This window comes from Marinactinospora endophytica (assembly GCF_054780875.1).
This window is the reverse complement of the sequence record NZ_BAAGVM010000003.1, coordinates 15,114-31,450: the sequence shown is the minus strand read 5'-3', so window position 1 is coordinate 31,450 and position 16,337 is coordinate 15,114. Positions and strand designations below refer to the sequence as shown.

Annotated in this window: 16 protein-coding genes and 1 tRNA gene; 5 read left to right on the top strand and 12 right to left on the bottom strand. The window is 72.1% G+C overall.

From position 1 onward, the window contains the following. Window positions 1–50: 50 nt before the first annotated feature. Together xylA and xylB are read right to left on the bottom strand one after the other, a co-directional pair. Window positions 51–1,208, bottom strand: a complete 1,158-nt coding sequence (gene xylA / locus ACYVHU_RS06785) for a xylose isomerase (RefSeq protein ID WP_078763458.1) — start codon at window positions 1,206–1,208, stop codon at window positions 51–53. Continuing rightward, a complete protein-coding gene (gene xylB / locus ACYVHU_RS06780; protein WP_432938435.1) occupies window positions 1,205–2,665 on the bottom strand; it encodes a xylulokinase in 1,461 nt (486 codons plus the stop codon). Before xylB ends, xylA begins: the two co-directional genes overlap by 4 nt. Before the next feature lie 163 nt (window positions 2,666–2,828). Here xylB and ACYVHU_RS06775 point away from each other — a divergent pair, with 163 nt between their 5' ends. Next, window positions 2,829–4,085 carry an ROK family transcriptional regulator gene (locus tag ACYVHU_RS06775; RefSeq protein ID WP_078763460.1) on the top strand — a complete coding sequence of 419 codons (1,257 nt, stop codon included), beginning with the start codon at window positions 2,829–2,831 and terminating at the stop codon, window positions 4,083–4,085. Window positions 4,086–4,142: 57 nt separating this feature from the next. On the opposite strand, the gene ACYVHU_RS06770 is transcribed toward ACYVHU_RS06775, so the two are convergent. The 9 genes from ACYVHU_RS06770 to galU all read right to left on the bottom strand — a co-directional run bounded on the left by ACYVHU_RS06770 (window position 4,143) and on the right by galU (window position 12,184). Then, complete coding sequence (locus ACYVHU_RS06770) at window positions 4,143–5,450, bottom strand: MFS transporter (protein WP_235001131.1); 1,308 nt, start codon at window positions 5,448–5,450, stop codon at window positions 4,143–4,145. A gap of 233 nt (window positions 5,451–5,683) precedes the next feature. Further along, a complete protein-coding gene (locus ACYVHU_RS06765; RefSeq protein WP_078763462.1) occupies window positions 5,684–5,872 on the bottom strand; it encodes a hypothetical protein in 189 nt (62 codons plus the stop codon). An 857-nt stretch (window positions 5,873–6,729) separates the two neighbouring features. Beyond that, window positions 6,730–6,803: transfer RNA gene (locus tag ACYVHU_RS06760), tRNA-Ala, on the bottom strand. A 60-nt stretch (window positions 6,804–6,863) separates the two neighbouring features. Then, a complete protein-coding gene (sepX, locus tag ACYVHU_RS06755; RefSeq protein WP_498947864.1) occupies window positions 6,864–7,520 on the bottom strand; it encodes a divisome protein SepX/GlpR in 657 nt (218 codons plus the stop codon). A gap of 473 nt (window positions 7,521–7,993) precedes the next feature. Next, window positions 7,994–8,653: a GNAT family N-acetyltransferase gene (locus ACYVHU_RS06750; RefSeq protein WP_498947862.1), complete on the bottom strand. Its 660-nt coding sequence runs from the start codon at window positions 8,651–8,653 to the stop codon at window positions 7,994–7,996. A gap of 220 nt (window positions 8,654–8,873) precedes the next feature. Continuing rightward, complete coding sequence (locus ACYVHU_RS06745) at window positions 8,874–9,386, bottom strand: MogA/MoaB family molybdenum cofactor biosynthesis protein (RefSeq protein ID WP_498947860.1); 513 nt, start codon at window positions 9,384–9,386, stop codon at window positions 8,874–8,876. Beyond that, window positions 9,383–9,892 carry a cyclic pyranopterin monophosphate synthase MoaC gene (moaC, locus tag ACYVHU_RS06740; RefSeq protein ID WP_498947859.1) on the bottom strand — a complete coding sequence of 170 codons (510 nt, stop codon included), beginning with the start codon at window positions 9,890–9,892 and terminating at the stop codon, window positions 9,383–9,385. The genes ACYVHU_RS06745 and moaC overlap by 4 nt, the downstream gene beginning before the upstream one ends. A gap of 106 nt (window positions 9,893–9,998) precedes the next feature. Then, the gene (gene glp, locus ACYVHU_RS06735) at window positions 9,999–11,216 is read right to left on the bottom strand and encodes a molybdopterin molybdotransferase MoeA (RefSeq protein ID WP_498947857.1); all 1,218 of its coding nucleotides are present in this window, start codon (window positions 11,214–11,216) and stop codon (window positions 9,999–10,001) included. A 38-nt stretch (window positions 11,217–11,254) separates the two neighbouring features. Beyond that, on the bottom strand, window positions 11,255–12,184 hold the full coding sequence (gene galU / locus ACYVHU_RS06730; RefSeq protein ID WP_078763468.1) for a UTP--glucose-1-phosphate uridylyltransferase GalU: 930 nt from the start codon (window positions 12,182–12,184) through the stop codon (window positions 11,255–11,257). A 182-nt stretch (window positions 12,185–12,366) separates the two neighbouring features. Between galU and ACYVHU_RS06725 the strand changes: the two genes are divergently transcribed. The 4 genes from ACYVHU_RS06725 to mscL all read left to right on the top strand — a co-directional run bounded on the left by ACYVHU_RS06725 (window position 12,367) and on the right by mscL (window position 14,899). Continuing rightward, complete coding sequence (locus tag ACYVHU_RS06725) at window positions 12,367–12,972, top strand: 5-formyltetrahydrofolate cyclo-ligase (RefSeq protein WP_078763469.1); 606 nt, start codon at window positions 12,367–12,369, stop codon at window positions 12,970–12,972. 160 nt (window positions 12,973–13,132) lie between these two features. Further along, the gene (locus ACYVHU_RS06720) at window positions 13,133–13,450 is read left to right on the top strand and encodes an FmdB family zinc ribbon protein (RefSeq protein ID WP_078763470.1); all 318 of its coding nucleotides are present in this window, start codon (window positions 13,133–13,135) and stop codon (window positions 13,448–13,450) included. A 251-nt stretch (window positions 13,451–13,701) separates the two neighbouring features. Further along, window positions 13,702–14,364 (top strand): Flp pilus assembly protein CpaB, encoded by a 663-nt coding sequence (cpaB, locus tag ACYVHU_RS06715; RefSeq protein WP_078763471.1) that lies wholly within the window; start codon window positions 13,702–13,704, stop codon window positions 14,362–14,364. A gap of 130 nt (window positions 14,365–14,494) precedes the next feature. Next, complete coding sequence (gene mscL, locus ACYVHU_RS06710) at window positions 14,495–14,899, top strand: large conductance mechanosensitive channel protein MscL (protein WP_078763509.1); 405 nt, start codon at window positions 14,495–14,497, stop codon at window positions 14,897–14,899. Between the two features lie 63 nt (window positions 14,900–14,962). Here mscL and ACYVHU_RS06705 read toward each other — a convergent pair whose 3' ends face one another. Beyond that, a complete protein-coding gene (locus tag ACYVHU_RS06705; RefSeq protein ID WP_394330076.1) occupies window positions 14,963–15,982 on the bottom strand; it encodes a D-alanyl-D-alanine carboxypeptidase family protein in 1,020 nt (339 codons plus the stop codon). Window positions 15,983–16,337 lie beyond the last annotated feature (355 nt).

Here is a 16,337-nt window from a genome sequence, read left to right as displayed (position 1 = left end):
CGACGACGGCCCCGGCCCGTGGGGGCCGGGGCCGCGACGGCGGCACGGGGTCAGCGCACGCCGAACAGGTGGTCCATCGCCAGCTGGTCCAGCCGCTCGAAGTGGTAGCCGCGTTCGCCCGCCGCGTCGACGTCGAAGTCCTCAGCGAGCAGGTCGGCCAGGCTCTCGCCGGTCCCCAGGGTCGGCTCGGACAGTTCGGCCACTCGGGACGCCGCGAGCGCGTCGGCGACCTCGGGGTCGGCCCGGAACGCCGCCGCCTTCTCCTTGAGGATCAGGTAGTTGCGCATGCAGGCGGCAGCCGACTCCCACACGCCGTCGACGTCCTCGGTCCGCGGCGGCTTGAAGTCGAAGTGGCGCGGACCGTCGTAGCCCGAACGCTCCAGCAGGTCGACCAGGAAGAAGGCCTCCTTGACGTCGCCGGCGCCGAACCGCAGGTCCTGGTCGTACTTGACGCCGCGCTGGCCGTTGAGGTCGATGTGGAACAGCTTGCCGTGCCACAGCGCCTGGGCGACGCCGTGCGCGAAGTTGAGGCCGGCCATCTGCTCGTGGCCCACCTCCGGGTTCACCCCGACCATTTCGGGGTGCTCCAGTTCGCCGATGAAGGCGAGGGCGTGGCCGACCGTCGGCAGCAGCACGTCACCGCGCGGCTCGTTCGGCTTGGGCTCCACCGCGAAGCGCAGGTCATACCCCTGCTCGCGGACGTAGCCGCACATCAGGTTGAACGCCTCGCGCAGCCGCTCCAGCGCGGCGCGGTCGTCCTTGCCCGCCTCGGTCTCGGCGCCGTCCTGGCCACCCCAGCAGACGAAGGTGCGCGCGCCGAGCTCCGCCGCGAGGTCGATGGCGCGCACCGCCTTGCGGATGGCGTAACGCCGGGTGGCCCGGCTGTTGGAGGTGAAACCGCCGTCTCGGAACACCGGGTGGCTGAACAGGTTGACGGTGGCCATCGGGACGGTCAGGCCGGTCTCGTCCAGCGCCTTGCGGAAACGGCCCAGGATCGCGTCGCGTTCGGCGGCGCTGCTGCCGGGCGGGATCAGGTCGTCGTCGTGGAAGGTGATGCCGTAGGCGCCGAGACCGGCGAGCCGGTGCACCGCCTCGGCGGGGTCCAACGGCGGGCGGACGGCGTCGCCGAAGGTGTTCACCCCGCGCCAGCCGACCGTCCACAGGCCGAAACTGAACTTGTCCTCGGGTTCGGGCCGGTAACTGCTCATCGCTGACCTCTCGTGTCGTGGGCCGAAGGCGTGGCCCCGGACGTTGCGGGCTCGGTGGGCGGGGGCGCGATCATGTCGCGGGCCGCGGCGTACTGTTCCCGGATGACCGGTTCGGGGTCGGCCTCATAGGTGCTGGGGGCCGCCGTGGCCGTCCATTCGGGCGGCTCGGGGGTGGCCGCGAGGGCCCAGGCCGCCTGGCGGGCCGCCCCGTCGGCGACGTACTCCCCGTCGGAGGGCACGAGCACCGGACGGCCGAAGACCTGCGGGGCGACCGCGCGTACGGCGGCGCTTCGGGCGCCTCCTCCGATGAGCAGGATCCGGCGTACCGGGACCCCCTGGGCGGCGAGGGCGTCGACCCCGTCGGCCAGGCCGCACAGCAGCCCCTCGACGAACGCGCGGGCCAGATGTCCGGGACGCAGGTTGGCGCGGGTCATCCCGGTCAGGTGCCCGGTGGCGTCGGGAAGGTCGGGGGTGCGCTCGCCGTCGAGGTAGGGCAGCAGGGTCAGGCCGCCCGCCCCCGGCGGGGCGGCCAGCGCCGCGGCGTCGAACTCATCGCGGTCCAGGCCGAGGGCTGCCGCGCCCGCGCTGAGGACCCGGGCGGCGTTGAGGGTGCACACCAGAGGCAGGAACCTGCCGGTGGCGTCGGCGAATCCGGTGACCTGTCCGCTCGGGTCGGCGGTCGGCCGCTCGGCGACCGCGAAGGCGGTTCCAGAGGTCCCGATGGAGACGACGACATCGCCCGGCCGGGCGTCGAGGCCGAGGGCCGCCCCCATGTTGTCGCCGGTGCCGACGGAGACGACCTCGATCGGGGGCATGCCCTCGGCGGTGACCGGGCCGAGGGCGTCGGCGGGCGCGGCCACGCGGGGGACGGCGAGGTCGCGGCCGAAGGCCAGACGCAGCAGGTCGGGCCGGTAGGCGCCGGTGGCCGGGGAGAAATAGCCGGTCCCCGAGGCGTCGCCGCGGTCGGTGACCGGCTCCGCCGCGCCGGTGAGGCGGGCGGTGAGCCAGTCGTGCGGAAGCATCACCTGGGCGACACGGGCCGCGTTGGCGGGCTCGTGTTCGGCCAGCCAACGCAGTTTCGTCACCGTCAGGCTGGCGACGGGGACGGTGCCGACCGCGTCGGCCCACGCCCGTGGGCCTCCGAGTTCGGCGATGAGGTCGCGGGCCGCGCCGGCGGAGCGGGTGTCGTTCCACAGCAGCGCGGGGCGCACCGGGACGCCGGACTCGTCGAGCGCGACCATCCCGTGCTGTTGCGCGGCGACGCCGATCGCCGTGACGCCGTCGAGCAGGCCGTCCCCCGCCGCGCGGCGCAGCGCCTCCCACCACACCCCCGGGTCGATCTCGGTCCCCTCGGGATGTTCGGCGCGCGCGGAACGGACCTGGGCGCCGGTGACCGCGTCCCGCACCACGATCTTCGTGCCCTGGGTGGATGAGTCAACGCCCGCGACGAGCGGCATCGGACCTCCGTGGAGTCGAATCGTGCCGGTCTGCCGGGCACTTGTACGTTCCCGGTCCGCCAATTAGTTTGGTTACTGAACTAACGAGGTGTCAACACCCCCGGAGCCGCGCCCACGGGTGTGCCGTGGCCGCGCACCGGCCCATGACGAGACGAGCCCGCCGATGCCCACTCCTCCCCCTCCCACCGGCCCGGCCGGTCTGCACGACATCCGCGAGACGAATCTCGGCAGCGTGCTGCGGGCCATCCGCGAAGGCGCACCGTGCTCGCGGGCCGAGGTCGCCGCCGCCACCGGGCTGACCAAGGCGACCGTCTCCAGCATCGTCACGGAGCTGATCGACCGCGGGCTGGTCCGCGAGTCCGGCGCGACGGCCGAACGCCGGGTCGGCCGCCCAGGGGTCATGCTCTCCCTGGACGATCGGGGTTTCGTCGCGTTGGGGCTGGAGGTCAACGTCGACTACCTCACCCTGGTCGCCGTCGACCTGCTGGAACGCGAGGTGGTGGCCCTGCACGAACCGTTCGCGGCCCGTGACGCCGGCCCCGAGGAGTGCGCCGCGCGGCTGGCCGACCTGGCGCTACGCGCGCTGGAGGAGCCGTCACTGGCCGGACGCGCGCTCCTCGGGGTCGGGGTCGCGGTCCCCGGGATGATCGACGCCGCCGAGGGGAGGGTGTACGACGCGCCCAACCTGGGCTGGCGCAACGTCCCCCTGCGCGCCTGGCTGCGGGAGCTGCTCCGCAAAGGCGGAACGCCCGACGTCCCGGTGCTGGTCGACAACGACGCCAACCTGGGAGCGGTCGCCGAATACCGCGGCGGGCACCTGAGCCACACGCCCGACCTCGTCTACATCACCGGCGAGGTGGGCATCGGCGCGGGCGTCCTGGTCGGTGGCGCGCTGTTGCGCGGCTCCACCGGCCAGGCCGGCGAGATCGGGCACATCCCGCTGCGCCGGGGCGGCCCGCGGTGCGGCTGTGGCCGCCGGGGCTGTCTGGAGTCACTGGCCGGGATCGACGCGATCCTGCGCCAGACCGTCCCCGACCTCGTGCCGGCCGGTCCGCTTCCCGGGACGGACCTGGCCGCCGCCGTGGCGGCGACCGTCGAACGCGCCCAGGAGGGGCGCGGGGCCGTCCAGCGCGCGCTGCGCCGCTCGGGCACCTGGCTGGGACGCGGGGTCGCCACGCTGGCCAACCTGGTCGATCCCGACGTGGTCATCCTCGGCGGCTACTTCGCGCCGTTGGCCCCCTGGCTGCTGCCCGCGTGCCGCGCGGCGGTCCAGGCCCACGCCATCGCGCCCCGCCGCGGCGGGTTGCGGGTCGAGGTCTCGGAGCTGGGGCTGACCGCCGCCGCCCGCGGGGGCGCGGCCGCGCTCATCGAGGCGCTGGACACCGGACGCACCCCGCCTCCCTCCCCCGCCTCGCGTTGAGCCCGTCGGCGGATCTCCGGCCGATCGCGTCCGCCCCCTGCCGGGGCAGGGGGCGGGTCAGTCGAGCATCGTGACGCCCCGCGTCTCCCGCAGGGCCCACAAGGCCGCCATCGAGACGAGCCCGACCACCGAGACGAACAGTCCGACCGCCGTCGAACCGAGCGGCGTGGCCTGCAGGCCGGTGGCGACCAGCGGCGGCACGGCTCCCCCCAGGACACCCCCCAGGCTGTAGGCCAGGGAGGAGCCGCTGTAGCGGTAGCGCGCGCGGAACAGTTCGGGCAGGAAGGCCCCCATCGGCCCGAAGATCAGCCCCATCACGACCAGGGCGATCGTGAACGCGATCGTCGTCCCGACCACACCGCCGGCGTCGACCAGTGGGAACATGACCGTGCCGTAGCCCACCGCCAGTCCCGTGCACACGAGCATGGTGGGCCGCCGCCCGTAACGGTCCGACGCGGCGGAGGACCAGGCGATGCTCCCCGCCATGCACACGGCGCCGACCATCGTCGCCAGGATGACGGAGTTGCGGTCCAGGCCCAGCTCGGACGTCGCGTAGGACAGGCCGTAGGCCGTCGCCATGTAGAAGAGGCAGTAGGTGACGGCCATGGCCAGTGCCCCGAGGACGACCTCGCGCCACTGGTGACGCAGCAGCTCCAGGAACGGGGCGCGGGCGACCCTCCGCTCGTCCATGACCGCCCGGAAGACCGGTGTCTCGGCGATCCGCAGCCGTACGTACAGGCCGATCACGACCAGGACGAGACTGAAGAGGAAGGGCACCCGCCACCCCCACGCCGCGAACTGCGCGTCGTCGAGCAGATAGCCGAGGGCCAGGAAGAGCCCGTTGGCCGCGATGAACCCGGCGGGCGGTCCCAGCTGGGGGAACATCGCGTACCGGCCCCGGCTCCGCTCGGGCGCGTGTTCCGTGGCGAGGAGTGCCGCGCCACCCCACTCGCCCCCGAGGCCGATCCCCTGGAGTAACCGCAGCAGCACCAGGAGCGCGGGCGCGAGGACGCCCCATTCGGCGTAGCCGGGCAGAAGGCCGATGGCGACCGTGGACAGGCCCATGACCAGGAGCGAGGCCACGAGTACGGATTTACGGCCGATGCGGTCGCCCCAGTGCCCGAAGAGGAGGGACCCCAACGGCCGGGAGAGGAAGGCGACGGCGAAGGTCGAGAACGAGGCGAGGCTGCCGGCGACCGGATCCAGGGCGGGGAAGAACGCCTCGTCGAGGACGAGGGCCGCCGCCGTGGCGTAGATGTAGAAGTCGTAGAACTCGATGGCCGTGCCGACGAAGGCCGCGACCGCCACCCGCCGCATGGGGACGGGTCCGGAGCGTGACGATGTGTGCGCGGGGGACGCCGCCACCTCGGTCTCCTTCCAGGCGCATGATCGGGGAGACGGCCTTCGGGTCCGCCGGCCTTTCCCCGATCCGCGCCAGAGACGCGCCGGGGTCGGGTGGCCCCGGTCACAGCAGAACCCTAGGGGAGATCCGGCTGCGCGGGGGCGTTCTCGGCCGGACCCCTCCCTGGACGAGCCGGCCCCCGTCCCACCGAGGTGGAACGGGGGCCGGCCGATTAACGACGCGTCGCCTGGACCTATCAGTACCAGTTCCAGCTACCGCTGGCGAGGACGCGCTGGTCCTCGCCGCCCTGGGCCTGGTCGGCCCCGGTCAGGTAGGAGGCCAGCTGCGTGGCCGTAGTGGCAGCGTCCTCGGCAACAGCCGGCAGGGCCGTTCCCAGGAGTGCCGCGGCCGAGATCGCGATGACAGCACTGATCTTCTTGAGCACAATGCACCTTTCGCTCGTAGCGCGAGTCCATCCCCGGCCACAAAATGACGTATCGACCACAGAGTGCACAACCCCCGCAGCCGCGCAGTGACCGCGATTGAAATCATATTGGGATATCTGACTTACGTTAGAAAAAGCACATCTCCCCCAAACCGCCCATCGACACCTCTCGGGAAACGGAACATATCGCCACTTCAGCGCCCTATTTCCGATCGCTGACGTGAACGCTCCCGCCCCGAGCTCGCATCCCTTGCCTCTCACGGGACACGAGAGCCCCTCGACCGTCTCCCCCACGGGTCATCCGCCGCAGGCCGGCCGCCCTCGCCGCCGAAAGATGACGGGCATACCATCACAGGCGAGGCGGAAACCCCTCTGAGAGGGTGGAACACACAGTCGTCCACACACGGAACGAACTGCCGGAATTCCGATTGGCCGCTCCCGGCCACAACCCGGCCACCAGGAGGGCTCCGGCACGTTTCCCGCTCGCCGAGGAGCACCATCCCCCGGAACCCGCGCCCCGCCTCGCCGCGCGCGAACGCGCACCCGCGTCCCAGCGCCGACCGAGGAGAGCAGGCCTTCGGTCTCCACGGCTCCACAGGAGCGGATCGGACCCCACCCTCCCCGCGCCAAGGACCGAGGAGCCGGAGGAAGACTCCGGGTGACTTCTCACACGTCGCACTCTAACCACAGCATCGGCCCATTCGCGGGCGAATTTGGAGATTCACCCATTCACAGAGTCGACGTCCAGTACGCCCCAGGCGGTGACGGCCTCCCGCCACGGCGGCGTGGCGGCAGCGCCACCCCGGATACGCGGAAGGCCCGTTCCGCTTTGGCGGAACGGGCCTTCCATCCATGGGTGGAGCTGAGGGGATTTGAACCCCTGACCCCCTCGATGCGAACGAGGTGCGCTACCGGACTGCGCTACAGCCCCTCAGGACGTGATAAACACTAGCAGCTTTCGACGGATGCTCGAAACCGACCGCCTCGCCGGTCAGTCGCCGGCCGCCCGGAGCTGGGCGTCGGTGTACTGGTCGTACACCTCGTCGCGCCGCCCGGCCAGCTCGATGACCTCGGCCTCGCGGGCGGCCGCGGCCTGCCTGCGCGCGCGTGCCATCTCACGGCGGCGCAGGTACTCGGCCTCGGCCATCCTCTGCTCGGCGTCGGCCTTGGCCGCCTCGCGCAGCAGCGCCAGGTGGCCCAGCAGCAGGCCCGCGGGGGGAAGCACCACCCACCACGGTCCCAGCTCGGCGATCACGGCGAGGGCCGTCACGGTGAACAGGGTCGCCAGCCCCGCGGTACGGCGGCGCCTGCGCGCGATCACCCGGGCGCGCCCGTGGGAGATCTGCGGTTGCGGCGGCGCCTCGGAGCGGGCCTCGGCCTCCTCCTCGGGGTCCTCCCCGGCGCGGGCGGCAGCGGCGCGGGCGGCGACCACGGCGGCCGAGTCGTAGTCGATCACCTGGGTCTCCACCGCGTCGGGGGACACCTCGTCGGCCGCCCCCTCCTCGGTGGCGTCCCCATCCCCGTCCTTGGCGGTGTTCCGGCGCAGCGATTCGGGCGCGGGATCGGTGGCGTCGCGGCGCAGCATCATGGGGATCAGCACGATGATCCACACCACGACGATGGCCACATACAGAGGAGAGCTGCTCATCGCCCCTCCTCGCACCGCCGGCCGTCGAACATTCCTGGACACACCCACGAGGCGGCGGCGACGCCCCGACCCCCGGAGGGGAGGGGTCCGACGCTATCCCGTCGCGGACCCGACCTCCGTCGGGATCCGGTCCGGGTGCACCGTCCGGTCTCCTGCCGCCCCCGCGCGCCATACGCACATGTTGCCCACATCGCCGATGCGCCTACGTTCCGCACCGTACGACCCGGTGTCTGGAAATGCGCAGTATTCGGGCCGGAGTGTCGTGAGATCGCTGTCTTTCCTCATCCACAGACGAATTCGCCACCCCTGAACATGCAGGTCAAACCATCAACCACATACAGTTAAAGCAAAAAAGCAAAGAGTGACGATCCGCGTTCACTCCCCTAACGGCCGCACGGGCTTGGGGAATTATCCCGCGAACACGGGAGCGCTGTCGGCGGTTCGGCGGCGCTCCTCTCGCACGCTGTGCGAAGCTACACCGTTTCGGGGCCCGTGGTATCCGACTTCCGATCCCCCAGGTCCTCCCCTGCGCGGCGGCGCCGCCACCGGGCGAGCAGCCCCTGGGGGACGTCCTCGACCGTCAGGGCGTAGCAGATGTGGTCGCGCCACTCCCCGTCGATGTGGAGCTGCCTTCTGCGCACCCCCTCCTCGCGGAAGCCGAGTTTCTCCGCGACCCTGCGGCTGGCCCTGTTCTCCGGACGGATGTTCGCCTCGATCCGGTGCAGTCCCACCGTGAAGAAGGCGTGGTCGACCGCGAGCGCGACCGCGGTCGGCGTGACCCCCCGCCCGGCGCAGGCCCGATCGATCCAGTACCCGACCTGGGCGGAACGGGCCGACCCCCAGGTGATCGCCCCGACGGTGAGCTGCCCGGCGAAGCGCCCTTCGTAGGTGACGGCCCACGGCATGGCGATACCCAGGCGGGCCTCCCTGCGGATGGCCTGGACCATGCTGAGGTAGGGGGCCAGGCTCGTGGTCTGCAGGGGCATCTCGGGGTGGGTGGGCTCCCAGGGCTTGAGCCAATCGGCGTTGCGCACGCGCACCTCGCGCAGCGCGGAGGCGTCACGCAGACGCAACGGACGCAGTCCGACCGGCCCTTCCTCAAGGGACACCGGCCAGCCTCGAATCCGGTTCACAGTCTTCCCTCCGCCGCCTCGGTCCTCTGCCGCCCGCGGGATGGGGGCGACCGCCTCGTGGGGCGCGGGGGGCGTGCCGCCTCCCGAGGTGGTAGGGCTCAGTATTCCACTCCAGCCCCGAACCTCACGGCACTTACCGGACATAAAAGGCAAAGCGGACTGGCGAATTTCGTCGTCCGGAAGCACGGGACCCACCCTCTCGGCCCCGCGCCCCCGTCGCTCAGCTCCCGCCCTCGGAACGCGGGTGGTCACCGCCGCGCATCTGGTCGACGGCATGGCGCAGGATCGGCCCGAGGACCGCCATGCCATCGCGGACCCCGCCGCTGGACCCCGGCAGGTTGACCACGAGCATGCGGTGCCCGTCCGACTCGGCCACCCCGGCCAGACCGCGCGACAACGTCGCCGTGGGCACGCCCTTGTCCCGGCCCGCCGCGCGCAGCGCCTCGGGGATCCCCGGGATCTCGTAGGCGAGCAGGGGACGGGTCATCTCGGGCGTGGCGTCATGGGGGTTCAGCCCCGTGCCCCCCGTGGTGACGGCCACGTCATACCCCTCAGCCAGCGCCCGCCGCAACGCCTCGGCGACCGGCGGCCCGTCCGGGACCACCCACGGCCCCACCACCGCGCACCCGGCCTCCGCCAAGGCCGCGGCGAGCACGGGGCCCGACCGGTCGGCGTACACGCCCGCGGCGGCCCGATTGGAAACGGTGATGGCGACGGCCCGATAGGCGTTCACGCCCTCTCCCCCTCCGCCCCCGCCGGCCTGCGCCAGTGGCCCGTCTTGCCACCGGTCTTCTCCTCGACCCGGACATCGGTGACGACCGCCGCGGGATCGAGCGCCTTGACCATGTCGACCAGGCCGAGCGCCGCCGTCATCACACAGGTGAGCGCCTCCATCTCGACACCGGTGCGGTCGGCCGTGCGGACCGTGGCACGGATGTCGACACCGTGATCACCGACCTCGAGGTCCACATCGGCGCCGTGCACCGCGATCGGATGGCACAGCGGCACCAGGTCGGGGGTGCGCTTGGCGCCCTGGATGCCCGCGATGCGGGCCACGGCGAGCGCGTCGCCCTTGGGGACCCCCGCCCCACGCAGCGCGGCGACGACCTCGGGGGACAGCAGGACCCGGCCGGTCGCGGTGGCGGTGCGGGCGGTGACCTCCTTGGCCGAGACGTCGACCATGCGGGCGGCCCCCGCGGAGTCGAGATGGGTGAGCCCGGACGGATGGGAGTCGGACATGGGTATCTGCGAACCTTCCTCGTGACGACGCCGTTTCACGCCCGACGTTACGCACCCACGGCGCCGACGTGACAAGCGGCGGTCGGCCGCGCGGCACCGCGCCTCGTCACACGGCGGGCAGCCGCAGCGCCTCCACCTCTTCGCCAGCGGGAAGCTCGGTGACGTCCTCGGGGATCACCACGAGCGCGTTCGCCTCGGCCAGCGCGGACAGTTGGTGCGACCCCTGGCGCAGCGCCGGAGCCGCGGTGTAGCCGTCGGCGTCGTACTCCACCACGGCCCTGAGATAGGAGCGGCGCCCCCGGGGCGAGGTGACCGGCTCGGCCAGCCTGGCCCGCACCGACGGCAACGGCTCGGGCGGCAGGCCGCGCAGCCGGAACAGGGCCGGGCGCACGAAGAGGTGGAAGGAGACGAAGGAGCTGACCGGGTTGCCCGGCAGTGTCAGGATCGGGGTGGCCGGGGAGCCGACGGTACCGAACCCCTGGGGCTTGCCCGGCTGGACGGCGACCTGTTCGAAACGCACCGTGCCCAGCCGCGACAGCACCTCCTTGACGACGTCGTAGGCGCCCATGCTGACCCCGCCCGTGGTGACGATGACGTCGGCCCGGGGCACCACGTCGTCGAGCGTGGCGAGCACCGTCTCGGGCCGGTCCCCGATGAACCCGTGGCGGTAGGCGTCACAGCCGGCGTCCCGCGCCGCCGCGGTGAGCATGAAACTGTTGGACTCCCAGATCTGGCCCGGACCGATCGGCTCGCCCGGCTCCACCAGCTCCTCGCCCGTGGACAGCACGACGACGCGCGGGCGGGGACGGACCCGGACCGACCTGCGTCCGACCGCCGCGAGCACGGCCAGCTCCGCCGCCCCCACCCTGGCCCCCTCGCGCAGCACCGTGGTGCCCTTCTCCACGTCCTCCCCGGCCCTGCGCACGGCGTTTCCCGGACGGACGGAGTGGTGGATCACCGCGCGGGCGACACCCCCGTCGGTCCACTCGACCGGCACCACCGCGTCGGCCCCCGTCGGCATCGGCGCCCCGGTCATGATCCGGGCGCACGTCCCCGGCGGGATCGCCCCCGAGGAGGCGTCCCCCGCGGGGATGTCGGCGACGACCGGAAGCGTCACGGGCGCCCCGGGCACGGCGGCGGCCACGTCCGCCGCGCGCACGGCGTAACCGTCCATCGAGGAGTTGTCGAACTGGGGCAGCGCCACCGGCGAGGCGACGGTCTCGGCGAGCACACCTCCGTGCGCCCGGAGCAGGTCGAGCTCGATCGGGTCGATCGGGCCCACCACGTCGAGAATGTCGGCGACGTGCTGTTCGACGGATTTCATCCCGCTCCTCACACCCGTTGTCATGGGCACGCCGGACGTCACTCCTGCGTGCCCGTCCCGCGCTCCGCCACGAACTTGCGCAGCCAGGGAAGGAACTCCTCGGCGAGGTCGGGACGGTCGCAGGCGAACTCCACCACAGTGCGAAGGTAGTCGACCTTGTTCCCGGTGTCGTAGCGCTGGCCGCGGAACAGCACCCCGTGCACCGGGCCGCCGTCGGCGGGCTTGCGGTGGGCCAGCTCGCGCAGCGCGTCGGTGAGCTGGATCTCCCCACCGCGGCCGGGCGGGGTCTCGCGCAGCACGTCGAACACCGCGGGGTCACAGATGTAGCGACCGATGATGGCCCAGCGGCTCGGGGCCTGGTCCGCCGGGGGCTTCTCCACGAGGTCGGTCACGGTGACGACGTCGTCCTCGTCGGTGGCCTCGATCGCGGCGCAGCCGTACAGCGACACCTGTTCGGGCTCGACCTCCATGAGCGCGACGACGCTGCCGCCGTAGGTCTCGCGCACCTCGATCATGCGCTGGAGCAGATGGTCGCTGTCACCGATGAGGTCGTCACCGAGCAGGACGGCGAACGGCTCGTCGCCGACGTGGGCCGAGGCACACAGCACCGCGTGCCCGAGACCGCGTGGCTCTCCCTGACGCACGTAGTGGACCTGCGCCAGTTCGCTGGACTCCCGGATCGAGTGGAGCCGCTGTGTGTCGCTCTTGGCCCGCAGCGCCTCCTCGAGTTCGTAGGCGCGGTCGAAGTGGTCCTCGATCGACCGCTTGCTACGACCGGTGATCATCAGGACATCGTCCAGTCCCGCCGCGACCGCCTCTTCCACCACGTACTGGATGGCCGGTTTGTCGACGATCGGCAACATCTCTTTGGGCGTCGCCTTGGTCGCGGGCAGGAAGCGAGTGCCCAGGCCCGCGGCGGGCACCACGGCTTTGCTGACGGAGGCGACGGCGCGTTGGGAATCAGCCATGCCGGAACTTTAGGCCAACGGATGGACCCGATCCCCGGCAACGCGCGCGGAGAAGGCCCACCGCTTGGGGAAAACCGCCGATCGGCGGGCGGGGGCGCGCCGACTGTTCACCCTCTTTTCCGCGATTCCTCACCCCCGACGCCCCCTATGGTCTCCAGCGGGGACCTGGGAGACTGCCCCGCATGGACGGCACTGGCACGAAACCGGAGCTGCGCAGGCGGATCCTCGCCGCCCGCGCGGCCATGTCCGAGGCCGAACGCGACCGCGCGGCCTCGGCCATCCGCGACGCGGTTCTCGGGCTTCCCGGGATCACCATGGGCGGAACGGTCGCCGCCTACTACTCGGTGGGCTCGGAACCCGGCACCCGCAAACTGGTCGCGGCCCTGTGGCGGCACGGGGTCTACGTCCTGCTGCCGATCTTCCTGCCCGACGGCGGGCTGGACTGGGCCGTCTACGAGGGCCCTGACAGTCTCTCCCCCGCCGCATACGGGTTGCTGGAGCCCACCGGGCCGCGCTACGGGGCCGACGCGCTACGGCGCGTCTCGACCGTCATCTGCCCGGCCCTCGCCGTCGACCGGCGCGGCGTCCGCCTGGGGCGGGGCGCGGGCTGCTACGACCGCGCGCTGTCGCTGGTAGGGCCCAACACGACCACGCTGGCCGTGACATACGACACCGAACTGCTCGGCGAGCTCCCCGCCGAAGAGCACGACCGCGCCGTCAAAGGGGTGGTGACGCCCGGGAGCGGGGTGATCCGCCTTCCCGCCGACGGCGGGGACGCCCGGGGATGACCCGCCCCACCGGGCGTCCCGTGGAACACCTCCCCCGCCGTCCGCGTTACACCGGCGGGCAGCAGTTCACGACGGCGCCCCGCCCCCGATGTCGCGTTCCCGCTGTCCGAGCGCGTACTATTTAGCAGTCGTCGGGCGAGAGTGCCAGCAAGGAGGATCCGTGCCTACGTACCAGTACGCATGCACCGAGTGCGGCGCCGAGATGGAGGTCGTGCAGAGCTTCAGCGATGACGCCCTGACCGTGTGCCCCGAATGCCAGGGCAAGCTCCGCAAGGTCTACTCCGCCGTGGGGATCGTGTTCAAGGGGTCCGGCTTCTACCGCACCGACAGCGGTTCCAGCTCCAACAGCTCCGCCCTGACCGGTTCCTCCTCGAAGAGCCCGGAGTCCTCCGGCGCCTCTTCCGGCGGCTCCGACTCCTCCTCGTCCGCCAAGGGGGCGAGCGCGGACTCCGCGGCGTCGTCGACGAAGGTCGCCTGAGCCCCTCCCCGTGTGGCGCGCGGGCGTCGCGGCCGTGGCCGCGCGCCCTCTCCTCCCGGAGACCTCCCGCGGCGCCGGAGGCCGCGCCGATTCCCGGCGACCTGGCGCGGGCCCCGGCCGGCCGGGGCCACCACGCTCTGCTCGATCCACATCGGACCGGGGCCGTCCCACGCGGGGCGGCCCCGGTCGTGGTGTCACCACCCTGTGGACGACGCCGACACCGCCCGGCCCGCCGCGCCTAACGTGCGGGCATGGACATCCTCGCCCCCCGCCGCGGGTTGCGCCGCGGCCCCGCCCGCACCGCCCTGCTCCCCGTCCGCTGGCGCCGCGCCCTCGGCGCCGGCTGCGCCGCGCTGGCCCTGACCTCCGCCGTCTTCCTCCTGCGCCCCTCCGCCCCGCCCTCCGTCGACGTCGTGGTGGCGGCACGCGACCTCACCGCCCGGTCCCCCCTGGGGCCCGGCGACACCGAGGTCCGCGCCATCCCCCGCTCCGCCCTCCCCGACGGCGCGTTGGACGCCGACACCCGCCTTGACGGCACCGCGCTTCGCGGACCGTTGAACCGCGGCGAGATCATCACGTCGGCCCGCGTCGCCGACCCGCCGGCGCGCGGGTACGGCGACGGGCTGGTCGCCGCCCCCGTCCGGATCGCCGATTCCGGCTACGTCTCGCTGCTGCGCCCCGGCAGCCGTGTCGACGTGCTGGCCGCGCGGGGCGATCCGCTCGGCACCGGTCCGGGCGGGCCCGGGCCCCCGGCCGAATCCGTCGTGACCGACCGTCCGGTCCTCGCCATCCCCTCGGAGGGGTCCGTCGACGAGCCCGGCGCGCTCCTCCTCGTCGCCGTCACCCCCGGCGAGGCCGCGCTCCTCGCCGCCCGATCCGCTACGGATCGACTGTCCGTCACCATCCGGGGCTGAACGTTAACCTGGCGTGGTGGGCGCGAGCCTCCTCTCGCCGCGCCACCGGCGGCGGCACCCGCCGACCCACCTCCCTGATCTCCCGGTGCCCGTGTGGAGACACCTGACGTTTCTTGGGGAACGGCACATGATGAACGGTTTCAAGAAGTTCCTGCTCCAGGGCAACCTGGTCCAGCTCGCGGTGGCGGTCGTCATCGGCGCCGTGTTCTCGAATCTGATCACGGCCTTCACCGAAGGGTTCATCACCCCGCTGCTCGGCATTTTCGGGGGCGTGCCGAAGTTCGGCGACCTCTACTTCACCATCAACGGGAGCAGGTTCCTCTACGGTGCGTTCATCGACGCCCTCATCGCCTTCCTGATCACCGCGACGGTCCTGTACTTCCTCATCGTGCTGCCCATGACGCGCCTGCTGGAGCGGTTCGTCAAGGCCGAGGAGGCCACCACCCGCCCCTGCCCCCAGTGCCTGAGCGAGATCGACATGCGGGCCACGCGCTGCGCCCACTGCACCTCCGAGGTCGTCCCCGAGAAGGTCTGAGAACGGCGACGGGCGGCTTGGGACGGGTCTCCCCGTCCCAAACCGTCCGTCGGCGGACCGGGCTCAGCTGCCGCCGGAGGCGGTGTGCTCCCAGTGCCACGGTTCGAAGGGACTGGAGTAGGCCCACTGCGGATGGAACCAGTTGTACTCGCGCGAGTTGGCCTCCAACCAGTTGAACTCGGGCGACCCCTGGGTCTGCACCCCGCCGCACAGGTCCACGGCGAGTCCCAGACCGTGGTTGCTGGTGCCGGGCACCGCCGCGTAGCCGGGGGGCTGCTCGGCGTAGACCCGTTGCTGGTTGGCCAGGTCCCGGTAGGAGCTGGTGATGCACAGTTCCTTGCCGAAGTGCTCGGTGAACGCCTCGTTCAGCCTGAGCAGGTCGACCGCGGCGTCGGCCCGCAGGAAGTGACCCGACTGGTGCAGCTCGCACAGCGAGCCCTGGGGCAGCAGCCCGTTGGGGTAGCCGGCGGCCGCGGTGCCCGCCGAGGCGTCGCACTCGATCCCCGCCATGTAGGCGTCCACGGACAGGCCGCGGTTCTCCAGCTCCTGCATGAGCCGGTCGGTGCTCTCCTCGGACTGGGCGCGCAGCGCGTCCAGGTCGTCGGCCAGTTCGACCCGCTCCAGCTGTGTCTCGGACTGGAGTTCCTGGGCGGCGCTGGTCAACTCGATCTGCCTGTCCCGCAGGTCGTTGGCCTCGGAGAGGACCGCCTCCTGGTTCTCCGAGAGCTTGAGGACGTGCGCCTCGGCCTGGAGGTCGCTGTCGATCGACCCCGAGGTCATCAACCCGAGGACGCCGACGTCGGGCTGCTGGTACAGGGTGCTGGCGAGCTGGGCGAGGGGTTCGCGCATCTCCGACAGACGCACCTCCGTCTGCTGGAGCTCGTGCAGCGTCTGGACCAGTTCCTCCTGGGCGGCCTCCAGGGCCTCTTCCCGCTGGGTGTAGTCCTCGGTGGCCTGTTCCAGTTCCTCCCTGGCCTGATCGGCCTGTTCCTTCAGGGAGTCGAGGTCCTCGTCGGCGGCGGCCTGCGACAGCGCGGACGCCGTGATCACCTGGCCGGTGGGGGCCAGGAAGAGCGTCAGCACGAGGGTGCAGGCGACGCCGAGTAGGGACCTCGACCGCGGCCGGAGGGGTGCATCGGGCGAGGCCCCGCTTCTCGGTCCGCGGTCTCTTCGCCGCTTCGAATCGAGAACGAACGGCACGTGGATCCTCCGGGCTGCCTTTTCGGTAATTCGCGTAGCCGAATCGCAACGTACTACACGTCCGCAATCGGACGCGCTAACGAAATCGACCGAACGTCGCGTAATAGTGCGTCCGATACCGGAATCCGGCCGTCGAACGCGCGGACGCATAATGAAACGCCTGTTCAAGGGCCGTTAATCCCCCCGGAGATCACGTCGCGCGGGAGGCTCCGGCCATACCGGTCCCCCGCCGGACGCC

What these genes read in the sequence shown, in the direction of transcription:
- ACYVHU_RS06725 (WP_078763469.1), top strand. Translation starts at nt 12,367, where the DNA reads ATGGACGGCACTGGCACGAAACCGGAGCTGCGCAGGCGGATCCTCGCC.
- xylA (WP_078763458.1), bottom strand. Translation starts at nt 1,208, where the DNA reads ATGAGCAGTTACCGGCCCGAACCCGAGGACAAGTTCAGTTTCGGCCTG.
- mscL (WP_078763509.1), top strand. Translation starts at nt 14,495, where the DNA reads ATGAACGGTTTCAAGAAGTTCCTGCTCCAGGGCAACCTGGTCCAGCTC.
- moaC (WP_498947859.1), bottom strand. Translation starts at nt 9,892, where the DNA reads ATGTCCGACTCCCATCCGTCCGGGCTCACCCATCTCGACTCCGCGGGG.
- galU (WP_078763468.1), bottom strand. Translation starts at nt 12,184, where the DNA reads ATGGCTGATTCCCAACGCGCCGTCGCCTCCGTCAGCAAAGCCGTGGTG.
- glp (WP_498947857.1), bottom strand. Translation starts at nt 11,216, where the DNA reads ATGAAATCCGTCGAACAGCACGTCGCCGACATTCTCGACGTGGTGGGC.
- cpaB (WP_078763471.1), top strand. Translation starts at nt 13,702, where the DNA reads ATGGACATCCTCGCCCCCCGCCGCGGGTTGCGCCGCGGCCCCGCCCGC.
- sepX (WP_498947864.1), bottom strand. Translation starts at nt 7,520, where the DNA reads ATGAGCAGCTCTCCTCTGTATGTGGCCATCGTCGTGGTGTGGATCATC.
- ACYVHU_RS06775 (WP_078763460.1), top strand. Translation starts at nt 2,829, where the DNA reads ATGCCCACTCCTCCCCCTCCCACCGGCCCGGCCGGTCTGCACGACATC.
- xylB (WP_432938435.1), bottom strand. Translation starts at nt 2,665, where the DNA reads ATGCCGCTCGTCGCGGGCGTTGACTCATCCACCCAGGGCACGAAGATC.